Annotated in this window: 11 protein-coding genes; all 11 read left to right on the top strand. The window is 66.8% G+C overall.

Translation table 11 applies throughout. The features are described from left to right. Nucleotides 1-158: 158 nt before the first annotated feature. Entirely contained in the window at nucleotides 159-1,004 is an 846-nt protein-coding gene (locus A5698_RS24855; protein WP_068302439.1) for an SDR family NAD(P)-dependent oxidoreductase, read from the top strand. A 9-nt stretch (nucleotides 1,005-1,013) separates the two neighbouring features. Beyond that, a complete protein-coding gene (locus A5698_RS24850) occupies nucleotides 1,014-2,384 on the top strand; it encodes an aromatic ring-hydroxylating oxygenase subunit alpha (RefSeq protein ID WP_068302436.1) in 1,371 nt (456 codons plus the stop codon). 3 nt (nucleotides 2,385-2,387) lie between these two features. Then, on the top strand, nucleotides 2,388-4,232 hold the full coding sequence (locus A5698_RS24845; RefSeq protein ID WP_068302434.1) for a flavin-containing monooxygenase: 1,845 nt from the start codon (nucleotides 2,388-2,390) through the stop codon (nucleotides 4,230-4,232). A 62-nt stretch (nucleotides 4,233-4,294) separates the two neighbouring features. Next, on the top strand, nucleotides 4,295-5,242 hold the full coding sequence (locus tag A5698_RS24840) for an SDR family NAD(P)-dependent oxidoreductase (RefSeq protein ID WP_068302432.1): 948 nt from the start codon (nucleotides 4,295-4,297) through the stop codon (nucleotides 5,240-5,242). After that, a complete protein-coding gene (locus tag A5698_RS24835) occupies nucleotides 5,235-6,455 on the top strand; it encodes a CaiB/BaiF CoA transferase family protein (protein WP_068302429.1) in 1,221 nt (406 codons plus the stop codon). The genes A5698_RS24840 and A5698_RS24835 overlap by 8 nt, the downstream gene beginning before the upstream one ends. Before the next feature lie 2 nt (nucleotides 6,456-6,457). Next, the gene (locus A5698_RS24830) at nucleotides 6,458-7,609 is read left to right on the top strand and encodes an acyl-CoA dehydrogenase family protein (protein WP_068302426.1); all 1,152 of its coding nucleotides are present in this window, start codon (nucleotides 6,458-6,460) and stop codon (nucleotides 7,607-7,609) included. Between the two features lie 5 nt (nucleotides 7,610-7,614). Then, nucleotides 7,615-8,532, top strand: a complete 918-nt coding sequence (locus A5698_RS24825; RefSeq protein WP_068302441.1) for an acyl-CoA dehydrogenase family protein — start codon at nucleotides 7,615-7,617, stop codon at nucleotides 8,530-8,532. Further along, on the top strand, nucleotides 8,529-9,455 hold the full coding sequence (locus A5698_RS24820) for a Gfo/Idh/MocA family protein (RefSeq protein WP_068302423.1): 927 nt from the start codon (nucleotides 8,529-8,531) through the stop codon (nucleotides 9,453-9,455). The genes A5698_RS24825 and A5698_RS24820 overlap by 4 nt, the downstream gene beginning before the upstream one ends. Continuing rightward, on the top strand, nucleotides 9,452-10,618 hold the full coding sequence (locus tag A5698_RS24815; RefSeq protein ID WP_068302421.1) for an acyl-CoA dehydrogenase family protein: 1,167 nt from the start codon (nucleotides 9,452-9,454) through the stop codon (nucleotides 10,616-10,618). The genes A5698_RS24820 and A5698_RS24815 overlap by 4 nt, the downstream gene beginning before the upstream one ends. Further along, on the top strand, nucleotides 10,618-11,571 hold the full coding sequence (locus A5698_RS24810) for an acyl-CoA dehydrogenase family protein (protein ID WP_068302419.1): 954 nt from the start codon (nucleotides 10,618-10,620) through the stop codon (nucleotides 11,569-11,571). Before A5698_RS24815 ends, A5698_RS24810 begins: the two co-directional genes overlap by 1 nt. Before the next feature lie 19 nt (nucleotides 11,572-11,590). Then, on the top strand, nucleotides 11,591-12,693 hold a 1,103-nt coding region (locus A5698_RS24805), incomplete at its 3' end, for a thiamine pyrophosphate-binding protein (protein WP_197506885.1).

Genomic DNA, 12,693 nt, shown 5'->3' with positions numbered 1-12,693 from the left:
CCGTCGCCGATCGCGTCATGACCTGGCACGTTAGCAAGCCTGCTTAGTCCAGACAATAGGCCGCGAAAGAAGCTACGCGGCCCTTGACGGCTCGATTCGCGCTGGGGAATAGTGTTCTGCAACATGGAGAGCAGTATTCGTTGTCCGGACAAATAGCAATGGGCGACCTTCTGAGGCTGGACGGCCGCATCGTGGTGGTATCGGGTGCCGGCGGTGGCGGGATCGGCACCACCGTGGCCCGGATGGCCGCCGAGGCGGGTGCCACGGTGGTGGCCGTCAGTCGGTCGAAGGAGAACCTCGACGAGCACGTCGGGCCTCTGGTCGATGCGGGCCTGCCGGTCCTTCCGGTCTCTGCTGACGCCTCCACCGATGACGGCATCGCCGCGGTCATGGATCAGGTCCGTCGAACCGACGGCGAACTGTATGGGTTGGTGAACATCGCGGGCGGCGCGGCGCCCTCGACCTGGATGCCGTCCACCCGGGTGACGCGGGAGGACTGGCGCGCGTTGTTCACCGCCAACCTCGAGACCGCGTTCTTCATGAGCCAGGCCGTCGCGGCCGAGATCCGTACCGGCGGCAATCCCGGGTCGATCGTCTCGGTGTCGTCGATCAGCGGGATGAACACCGCCCCGTTCCACATCGCGTACGGAACAGCGAAGGCGGCCGTGGTCGCGATGACGCGCACCATGGCCGCCGAGTTGGCGCTCGACAACATTCGCGTCAACGCGGTGGCGCCGGGGGTGACCGAGACCGCCGCATCGCGCACCTACGTCGACGTCGACCCCGACCGGGATCGGCGGGCGATCGCGATGGGTAGGCGCGGCCGCCCCGAAGAGCAGGCGGGCGCGATCCTGTTCCTGCTGTCGGACCTCTCGAGCTACATCACCGGACAGACGTTGCTCGTCGACGGTGGGCTCAACCTGAAGTGGACACACCTCGGCGCCGACAACACGTCGCTGTTCTTGAAAGACGAAACCTTCCGCGCAGAGATCAGTCGGTTCTAAGGAGTTGAGATGACCGATACACAGCCCAGAATCGAAGCGCCAGAGGAACTCTGCGAGCCGATGACGATCCCTGTCGAGGCCTACGTCTCCGAGGATTATGCGCGCGCCGAGCGGGACAAGCTGTGGCGCAAGGTGTGGCAGCAGGTGGGACGCGTCGAGGAGCTTCCGGAGGTCGGCAGCTACCTGACCTACGACATTCTCGACGACTCGATCATCGTGGTGCGTACCGGACCCGACGAGTTTCTGGCCCACCACAACGTGTGCATGCACCGCGGCCGCCGTCTCGTCGACACACCCGATGGCGAGAAGAACGCCGTCGGGCGCGCCCGCAAGTCGTTCGTCTGCGGATTCCACGGCTGGACATACGGTCTCGACGGCGCCTGCACGCACATCCGCGAACAGGACGACTGGAACGGCGCGCTCACCCCGCAGAACACCCACCTCGTCCCGGTCAAGGTCGACACCTGGGGCGGCTGGCTGTTCATCAACATGGACCCCGACTGCGAACCGCTGGCCGACTACCTGTTCCCGGCGGCCAAGATCCTCGACCCGTTCGGACTCGAGAACATGCGCTACAAGTGGCGCAAATGGCTGTATTTCGACTGCAATTGGAAGGTCGCGCTGGAGGCGTTCAACGAGACCTACCACGTGTTCACCACCCATCCGGAGTTCAACAAGTTCGGCGAGTTCAAGGGCTGGGCCAAGGCGCAGGGCAGGCACAGCAATATCGGGTACGACGCACCGAAGGACATGGAGGCCACCAAGTCCAAGATCCGACTCGGTACCGGCGACGACCCGCGCATCTCCACCGCGGAGATGCAGATGTACACCTGGGAGCAGACCAACGCGACCACCACCGAGACGCTGGTGAACGCCGCCAAGAGGCTGGTCGACGAACTACCCGAGGGGACGCCCCCCGACAAGGTGCTCGAGCACTGGCTGGCGTCGGCGCGGCGCGACGACGAAGCCCGCGGTGTCGTCTGGCCGACCATTCCGCCCGACATCCTCGGCCAAGCGGGCACGGCCTGGCAGATCTTCCCAAATTTTCAAGTCGGGCAGGGGCTGACCACGGCGCTGTGCTACGGCGCCCGGCCCCATCCGAGCTACGACCCGAACAAGTGCGTCTTCGAGGTGGCCACCCTGGAGCTGTTCCCGAAGGGCCAAGAGCCCCAGACGCATTGGGAGTACACACCCAAGGACAGCCCGAACTGGCTGTCGGTGCTGCCCCAGGACTTCTCGAACATGGCCGCCGTGCAGCAGGGCATGAAGTCGCTCGGCTTCCCCGGCACCAGACCCAACCCGTACCGCGAACGCAGCACCGTGAACCTCCATTACCAGTTGTCCAAGTACATGGGCACCGGCGAACCGAAAGAACTCTGAGCCATGACAATGTTCGACACCTGCGGGCCCACCGAGACGCCCGACGACATCGACATCGACGCGCTGCGGGAGAAGTACGCCCAGGAGCGCGCCAAAAGGCTTCGGCCCGAGGGCTCCAAGCAGTACGTCGAATTGTCCGACGACTTCGCCGGCTACTACGAGGTGGACCCGTACACGCCCGTGGCGCCGCGCGACCCGATCGTCGAGGACATCGACGTCGCGGTGCTCGGTGGCGGCTTCGGCGGGCTGCTCTCGGCGGCGCACCTGAAGAAGGCCGGTGTCGAGGACGTCCGGATCATCGAGCTGGGCGGGGACTTCGGCGGTGTCTGGTACTGGAACCGGTATCCGGGCATCCAGTGTGACAACGAGTCATATTGCTACATACCGCTTCTGGAAGAGCTCGACTACATTCCGAGCAAGAAGTTCGCCGACGGCCCCGAGATCTACGAGCACTGCAGGCGCATCGGCAAACACTTCGGCCTCTACGACTCGGCGATCTTCTCCACCCAGGTGCGGGACATGCGCTGGGACGAGGAGATCAAGCGGTGGCGCCTGGCCACCAACCGCGGTGACGACATCCGCGCACGTTTCGTGGTGCTGGCCTCCGGGCCGTTCCATCGGCCCAAGCTCCCGGGCATCCCTGGCATGAAGGACTTCAAGGGCCACAGTTTCCACTCGTCGCGGTGGGACTACGAATACACCGGCGGGGACTACACCGGCGGCATGGACAAGCTCGCCGACAAACGCGTCGCGATCATCGGCACCGGTGCGACCAGCATTCAGGTCGTGCCGTTCCTGGCCCGAGACGCACAGCACCTCTACGTGTTCCAGCGCACGCCGTCGACCGTCGACGTCCGGAACAACGCGCCCACCGATCCGGAATGGGTCAAGACGCTGGGGCCCGGTTGGCAGAAGGAGCGCCAGCGGAACTTCCACGCGTGGACGTTCGAGGGCATGGCGCTGGGGCAGCCGGACCTCGTGTGCGACTTCTGGACCGAACTCGGCCGCAACACCGCGGCACGGGTGCTCTCGCTCGAGGACCCCGCCTCGATGACGCCGGAACAGTTCATGGCGATCCGCGAGGAAGAGGACTACAAGATCATGGAGCGGCTGCGTCGCCGGATCGCCGACATCGTCGACGACCCCGACACCGCCGAGGCGCTCAAGCCGTACTACCGGTTCCTGTGCAAGCGGCCGCTGTCCAACGACGACTACCTGCCCACCTTCAACCGACCGAACGTCACGCTGGTCGACGTCTCCGGATCCAAAGGGGTGGAACGGATCACCGAGAAGGGCCTGGTCGCCAACGGCCAGGAGTACGAGGTCGACTGCATCATCTACGCCAGCGGGTTCGAGATCACCACGGAGATCAGCAGGCGCTACTCGATCGACGCGATCGAGGGCCGTGACGGCCTGTCGCTCTACGACTACTGGCACGACGGCTACAAGACCCTGCACGGCATGACGAGCCGCGGCTTCCCCAACCAGTTCTTCACCGGCTTCACCCAGGTCGGCATCTCGGCCAACATCGCGGCCAATTACGAACTGCAGGGCGAGCACATCGCCTACATCGTCGCCGAGGCGCTGAAACGCGGCGCGACGGTCGTCGAGCCGACGGCCGAGGCGCAGGAGGACTGGTGTAAAGCCATCCGCGAAACCGCCGTCGACAACTCGGCTTTCGACGCGTCCTGCACCCCGGGCTACTACAACAACGAAGGTGGTGGCGGTGGTGAGGGCATCCGCTCGCACCTCGGTGAACCCTACGGGCCCGGCTTCTACGCGTTCGGCGATCTGCTGAAGGAGTGGCGCGACAAGGGTGACCTCGGTGGCCTGGCACTCGAGAAGTAGCGATTTGTGTGCGTTCAGTTGCGCTGAGCGCTCGGTTTCGCACACAAATCGAAGGCACGCGGATGGGTGAGTCGCGCTTCGACGGCCGGGTAGCGGTCGTCACCGGCGGCGGCAGGGGACTGGGCCGCTCATACGCCATGCTCCTCGCGGAGCGCGGCGCCAAGGTCGTCGTGAACGATCCGGGCGGCAGCCTGGCCGGCGACGACTACGACCCCGTTCATCCGCCATCCGAAACACCCGGCCCCGCCGAAGAAGTCGTGCGAGAGATCACCGCCGCCGGCGGACAAGCCGTGGCGAACACCGACTCCGTGGCCACCCCGGCCGGGGGCAAGGCGATCGTCGACGCCGCCCTCGAGCACTACGGACGCATTGACGTTCTGATCCACAACGCCGGCATCGTCCGCCGTGCCCCTCTGGCCGAGATGACGTACGAGGACTTCGAAGCGGTGCTCGACGTTCACCTGCGCGGCGCGTTTCACGTTGTGCGACCGGCGTTTCCGGCGATGTGCGACGCCGGGTACGGACGCATCGTGTTGACGTCGTCGATCGGCGGCCTGTACGGCAACCACGAGGTCGCCAATTACGCGGTCGCAAAGGCCGGCGTTGTCGGGCTGTCCAACGTGGCGGCGATGGAAGGCGCCGCCCACGGGGTGAAGAGCAACGTGATCGTGCCCGCCGCAGTGACCCGGATGGCCGCGGGTATCGACACGTCCGCCTACCCGCCGATGGGCGCCGAACTGGTCGCCCCCGCGGTGGGATGGCTGGCGCACGAATCGTGTTCTATCACCGGCGAAGTGCTGATCGCGTTGGCCGGCCGGATCGCCAGGGCCGTGATCGCGGAGACGCCAGGGGTTTACCGGCCGTCGTGGTCGATCGAGGAGGTCGGCGCGCACATCGCAGAGATCCGTGACATCGCCGAACCCGTCGTATTCCGGGTGGTCCCCGATGGGCACGGCGACCACATCAGGTACAGCTTCGCAATGGCGCAGAAAGGTGGGGTCCATGCCTAGCGGGCCGCTGGCCGGCGTGCGTGTCGTCGACCTCACCGCGATGGTGATGGGGCCGTACTGCACACAGATCATGGCGGACATGGGTGCCGACGTCATCAAAGTCGAGCCACCCCAAGGCGATAACACCCGCTTCATCTCCGTCGGTCCCGAATCGGGGATGAGCGGGGTGTTCGTCAACGTCAACCGCGGTAAGCGCAGCGTCGTGCTCGACCTGCAGACCGAGCGTGGAAAAGCCGCGATGCGGGGACTCATCGAGCGGGCTGACGTGTTCATCCATTCCATGCGGGCCAAGGCGGTCGCCAAGCTGGGCTTCGGGTATGACGACGTCGCCGCCATCAATCCGGCGATCGTGTACACCAACTGTTACGGCTACGGCCGTCGCGGGCCCGACCGGGACCGGCCCGCCTACGACGACACCATCCAGGCCGAAGCGGGATTGCCGGCGGTACAACAACAATTGACCGGTGAGGCCGATTTCGTCGGCACGATCATGGCCGACAAGGTGGCCGGCCTGACCGCCCTCTATGCGACGACGATGGCGCTGTTCCATCGTGAGCGCACCGGGGAGGGACAAGAGGTCGAGGTCGCCATGTTCGAGACGATGGCCTCCTTCATGCTGGTCGAACATGCCAACGGCGCCATGTTCGACCCCCCTCTGGGCCCCGCCGTGTACCCGCGGACGGTGGCGCCGAACCGCAGGCCGTACCGCACCAGCGACGGGTACATCGCCGCACTGATCTACAACGACAAGCATTGGAACGCGTTCATCAACGCGGTGAGCCCGGCGTGGAACAACGAGTCGTACGCCACCCTCGAACAACGGGCGCACAACATCGACACGGTGTACGGCCTGCTGGCCCAGACGATGACGGAGCGCACCACCGCTGAATGGCTGGAGTTGTTCCGAGAACTCGAAATTCCCGCTGCCGCTCTCAACACTCCTGATGCCCTGTTCGAGAACGAACACCTCAACGCGGTCGGACTCTTCGAGACCGTCGAGACCGCCAACGGACCCGTTCGCTTTCCCGGAGTGCCGACGTGGTTCTCCCGCACCCCGGGCAAGGTGGCAGGCCCGGCGCCGACGCTGGGCGCCGACACCGATGACGTGCTCGCCGAACTCGGCCTCGTCGACTCCGTCGAGCCCGCAATTCCTGTCGAAAACGGGGCCGAACTCGTCAAGAACCGCGGCGTCGGCGCCTCGGAGCTGGGGTGAACATGGATTTCGAGATGGGGCAGAGGGCCGCGGAACTGCGCGGCGACCTGCGCGCTCTGGTCAAAGAGCATGTGCCGCAGGACTATCTCGGGGCCTTCACCGACGACCCCGACGACCTCGAGATCGCCCAACGATTCTGCCGCACGCTCGCCGAACGCGAACTGCTGTGCCTGGCATGGCCCAAGGAGTTCGGCGGTGGCGGGGCGTCGGTGTGGGAGCAGACGGTGGTCCGCGAGGAAATGTGGGCACACCACGAACCGCGCGGCGCGCAGTACATGGGCGTCAACTGGGTCGGCCCGATCATCATGCGGCACGGCACCGAAGATCAGCAGCGCAAACACCTTCCGCCGATCGCGCGCGGTGAAGTGATCTGGTGTCAGGGTTTCTCCGAACCCGAGGCCGGATCCGACCTCGCCTCACTGCGGACCGCCGCCCGGCGCGATGGCGACGGCTGGCTGGTCAGCGGGCAGAAGATCTGGACTTCGTACGCCACCATGGCGCAGTGGTGTTTCCTGCTTGCGCGGACCTCTCGGGGCGAGAAGAAGCAGCAGGGTTTGACGATCTTCCTTGTGCCCATGGACGATCCGGCCATCCAGGTGCGCCCGATCAGGTGCATGATGGGCCCGCACCACCTCAACGAGGTGTTCTTCGACGACCTGCGCGTCACCGAGGCCGACGTGCTCGGGACGGTCGACCAGGGCTGGGCCGTGGTGCAGGACGTGATGGCCTTCGAGCGCGTCGGAATCGCCCGTTATGCGCGTTGCGAACGGTTGCTCGCCGCGGCGCCGGCGGTTCTCGGCGACCGGTGGGATGATCTGCCCGCCGAACTGCGCGGGCGATGGATCCGGATGTTGACGCACTGTCGGCGGGCCCGGCTGATGGCCTACCGGGTGGTGTCGCTGCAGAGCAGCGGCCGCATCCAACCGGGCGACGCCGCGGCATATCGGATCGCGGTCACCAAACTGGACCAGGACAGCGCTGAAGTCCTGATGGATATCGCGGCCGAGGTTTCGCACGACGATCCGAAGGCCTCGTGGTTCCTCGGTGAGGTCGAGGACCACTGGAAGTACTCCCAGGCCTCGACCGTCTCGTCGGGCAGCATCGAGATGCAGCGGATCCTTCTGTCGCGGGCTCTGTTGTCGGCGGCGAAATGAGCGAGATGATCCTGGACCTGTCCGACGACGCGAAAGAGTACGGCCGCGAAGCGCTTCGGGCATTCGAGGCCGCGGGCGGAGATCAACTCGTCCAGCACGCCGAGGCCAAACCCGAGGCGCGCGAGTCGTTGGTCGGTCCTAGCCTCGCGGGGATCGGCGCCTGGGAACTCGATGCGCGCAATGACGCCGACGGCCTGGAGGCAGGGGCCGCGCTCTGCCGCAGCGCCGGATACTGGGCGCTGCCCTATCCGGTCGCCGAACGGCTGGCCGCCCCGACAGATCTCGACACCGACGGACTGATCGTGGTGTCGGGTACCCGACCCGCGGGCGCGGTGGCCGGGCTCGAAAACCGTTGGACGACAGTGACCCTCGACGGCGCGCGCGGCACGGTGACCGACGTCGGACCCGCCGGCCCGGGCTTCGTCTCCGAACTGCAGACGGCCGCCGTCGACGGGCAGGGTGCCTCCGACGTCGCGCTCGGGTTGGTGCTGCCCTGCTGGACGCTGCTCGGCATGCTGGACCGGGCGATCGAGCTGACGGTCGCCCACGTCAGCCTGCGTAAGCAGTTCGGCCAGACGCTCTCGTCGTTTCAGGGTGTGCAATTCCAGCTGACCGACGCCGAGGTCGAGCGCAACGGACTCGACATCCTCGCCAAGTACGCGCTGTGGAGCATCGCCACCGCGCGCCCCGAAGCGCTCACCGACGCGCTGGCCCTGCGGATGTCGGCGCTCGAGGCCGCCGAAGTCGTGTTCCGCGTGTGCCATCAGCTGCACGGCGCGGTCGGTTTCTGCGACGAGACCACGCTGCCGTGGCTGTCGCGCTACAGCCAACCGCTGCGCCGGCTGCCGCTCGGGTTGTCCGCGACACGCGACGCGCTGACGAGAGCGGCGGGACGCGCAGGGCTGACGGGGTTGTACGCATGAAGGTGGCGGTGATCGGCACCGGGTTCGGCAAGCACGCCGCGGCACCCGCATACGCCGGGCTCGGCTTCGATGTCGAGGTCGTCAGCCCGCGCGACGAAGCCGCGGTCAAGGCCGCGCTGGCCTCGGACGTCGACCTGGTCTCGGTGCACTCGCCTCCGTTCCTGCACCTCGAGCACGTCACCGGCGCGATCGAACACGGGCATGCGGTGTTGTGCGACAAACCGTTCGGGCGCAACGCCGACGAGGCGGCGCTGATGCGCGACAGGGCCCGCGACGCCGGCGTGCCGCACTTCCTCAACTTCGAGTTCCGGTTCAACGAATCGTGGACCCGGCTCAAGGAATTGGCCGCGGACGGGACGATCGGCACACCCAAACACCTGCAGTGGACGTTCTTCGGAAGCGGTCTGCGCGGCCGCAAGTTCGGCTGGATCAACGACCGCGACCTCGGCGGCGGATGGATCGGCGCCTACGGTTCCCATCTGATCGACTTCACCCGGTGGCTCTTCGACAGCGAGATCACCGATTGCGGCGGAGTCACCCGCATCGACGGATCGCCCGAGCCGGCCACCGCGGAAGACGCGTATGCGGCGTGGTTCGCAATGGCGAACGGCTGCACGGCCACTCACGACACCGGCTTCGCTGCGGCCGTACCGTCGGCCCCGTCGGTCACGCTGCTCGGCAGCGACGGCACCGTCGAGCTGGCAGCCGACACGACGCTCGTGGTGCGCAGGACAGGTGGCGATCCCGAGACCGTCGAGTTCGCTCCACCGCCGCGGCGCTCACCACCGCCCGCGCTGTCGACGTTCTTCGGTCACGTCGCCGACGCCTTGCGCACCGGCACACAGATCACCCCGTCCTTCGACGACGGGCTGGCCGTCGCACGCGCCATGGACCTCCTGCGCGCCAGGGCGGTTCGCTTGTGAGCGCGGACCGCGAGCAGTTTCGGCACCACGTGCGGCAGTGGTGCGTCGAACACATTCCCCCCGACTGGCGCCGAACCCAGACCGGTGCGAGCGACGAAGGGTTCGTGGCCTTCCAGAAAGCCTGGTTCGCCGAACTGCACGGCGCGGGTTTCGCCGTCCCGCATTGGCCCGCCGAATGGGGCGGCGGCATGTCGGTGGCCGAACAGGTGGTGCTGTACCAGGAACTGGCCGCCCACGATGCCCCGCGACTGGTGCTCGCGTTCGTCGGCATCCATCACGCCGCCTCGACGCTGTTGGTCGCAGGCACCGACGAGCAGCGGCGACGGCACCTGCCCGCGATCCTCGACGGCGAGATCTGGGTGCAGGGATTCTCCGAACCCGAGGCCGGGTCCGACCTGGCGAGCCTGCGCACCACCGCCCGCAAGGAGGGCGACTCGTACATCGTCAACGGCCAGAAGTTGTGGGCGAGCGGCGGCAAGCACGCCGACTGGTGCCTGCTGCTGGCCCGCACTGACCCGGATGCTCCGAAACGCAAGGGCATTTCATATTTCCTGCTCGACATGACCACCCCGGGCGTCGAGGTCCGGCCGATTCGCAATGCGATCGGCGACTCCCACTTCTGCGAGATCTTCCTCAACGACGTGTCGATTCCCGCCGCCAACCTGATCGGTGCGGAGAACGACGGCTGGCGCGTCGCACAGGCCACCCTCGGCGCCGAGCGCGGCATGACGATGCTGGAACTCGCCGAGCGGCTGGGCAACGCGGGCTTCCGCTGGCTGGTCCAGAGTGCGCCGGTAAACGACCCGATAGTCGCGGACCGGCTGGCTCAGTTCGAGGCCGAGATCAGCGGGCTGCGCGGACTGTGCCGAAAGCTGGTCGAGGACAACGAGAGCGGGACCGCCGGCCCCGCCGACGCGTCGATCGTCAAGCTGTTTTACAGCGAACTACTGCAGCGCATGACCGACTTCGGCGCCGAAATCGGCGGGCTCACCGCCCACACCGAACTGGCCAAGCCCATGTCGAGCGGGTGGGAGTCGGGCGCCTGGGTGCTCGACTTCATCGGGTCGTGGGAGTGGACGATTCCCGGCGGCGCAAGCGAGATCCAGCGCACCATCATCGGCGAGCGCGGGCTCGGGCTGCCTCGAGAACCGAGTGCCGTCTGATGGCCGACTTCACCGAGTTCCACGACGAACTGCGCTCCGTCGCGGGCGATCTGCTCGCGAAGGACCGCAGCGTCGAGTGGTCCACGCTGGTGGACACCGGCTGGGTCGGGCTCGAGGTGCCCGAGCAGTTCGGCGGAGCGGGTGCGTCGTTCGCCGAAGCCGCGGTGGTCTGCGAGGAAATCGGCCGTGCCGCCAGCGCGACCAGCTTCCTCGGCAGCGCGGTTCTCGCGGTCGGCGCGCTGAACGCGGTGCAGCCCAGCACAACCCGCGACGAAATGCTGGCCGACATCGCCAGCGGCGCGACCAGGGTCGCCGTCGCACTGGAACCGCATGACTTCGTGCCCGACGCCGAGGGCGCCGACCGAATCCTGATCGTCACGGACCGCGGCGTCGCGGTGACGGGGGAAGGGGCCACACCGCGGCCAGTAGTCGACGAGACGCGCCGCCTCGCCGCCGTCGAGACCGGCGCCGAAGTCATCGAGACCCTGCCGTTCGCCGGTGATCCCGCGGTTGCCGTGCAACGGTTACACGATCGGGCCGCCGCGGCGATCGCCTGCGACAGCCTCGGGCTGAGCGAGGCCATGCTCGCCGCGACCGTCGGATACGTGAAGGTGCGTCAGCAATTCGGCAGGGCCATAGGCTCGTTCCAGGCCGTCAAACACGCCTGCGCCGATATGCAGGTCGGCATCGCGGTGTCCCGCCAACTCGTCGGTGCCGCTGTCCGGGCCGTCGCCGAAGAATCCCCAGACGCCGGGGCTGCTGTCGCCATGGCCAAGTCCTACGCCTGCTCCACGGCCGTCGACATCGCGGGCAAGGCCATGCAACTGCACGGCGGCATCGGATACACGTGGGAGAGCGGCATCCACGTCTACCTGAAACGCGCAACCCTCAACCGCTCACTGTTCGGCTCTCCGGCCGGACACCGCAAACGACTGACACAACGCTATCTATAGACAAGGCAAGGAGTTCCCCGTGGGAGTACCCGTATACAAGCGCATCCTCGACCTCTTCGAGGCCGAGGGCGTCAACACGCTGTTCGGCATACCCGACCCGAACTTCGTGCACATGTTCACCGAGGCCCATGCCCGTGGATGGTCGGTCGTCGCACCGCACCACGAGCTGAGCGCCGGGTTCATGGCCGAGGCGGCGTCGCGCATGACCGGCGCACCGGGTCTGTGCATCGGCACCCTCGGGCCCGGCATGGCCAACATCGCGGGCGCGATTCAGTGTGCGCTGGTGGAGAACTCGCCCGTCATCTTCCTCGGCGGCCAGCGCGCCCGCATCACCGAACGCCGGGTCCGGCGCGGCCGCATCCAATTCGTTCAGCAGGAGGAGCTTTTCGCGCCGTCGGTCAAGTACAGCAGCTCGATCGAATACGCCGACCAGACCGACGAGATCATCCGCGAAGCGATCCGCCAGTCCATGTCGGGCACACCGGGCCCCAGCTACATCGAATATCCGTCGCACGTGATCCTCGAAGAACTCGACGTGCCGGATCCGTTGCCGCCACACCGGTATCGGCTCGTCAATCAGACCGCTGGCGAACGTGAGGTCGCCGAAGCCGTCGCGCTGATCAAGGCGGCGAAGAACCCGATCCTGTTGGTGGGCCACGCCGTTCACACCTCGCGGACCCAGGAGCAGGTCAGGGAGCTCGCCGAGCTGATGGCCTGCCCGGTGATCCAGACATCGGGCGGCACGTCGTTCATCCCCGGCCTTCAGGACCGCACCTTCCCCTACCTGTTCTCACCGGCGGCCAACGAGGCCGTCGAGAAATCCGATCTGTGCCTGGCGCTGGGCACCGAGCTCGGCGAACCCATGCACTACGGCCGCACCCAACACTGGGACGACGGCGATGCGAATCGCAAATGGATTCTCGTGGAACAGGATCCGACCGCCATCGGGGTCAACCGGCCGATCGACGTGCCGCTGGTCGGCGACCTTCGCGGGGTGGTTCCGCAGCTCGTCGAGGCACTGCGCGACAATCCGCGGAAACCGTCGGCAGATCTCGATGCCCTGATCAAGGCCGACGCCGCCGAGATTGCGCGCGTAGCCGAGGAGGCGCCCAGCGGTCGCGC

It is taken from the genome of Mycobacterium sp. E136, assembly GCF_001666865.1.
GTDB lineage: Bacteria > Actinomycetota > Actinomycetes > Mycobacteriales > Mycobacteriaceae > Mycobacterium.
This window is presented reverse-complemented; position numbering and strand designations above follow the sequence as displayed.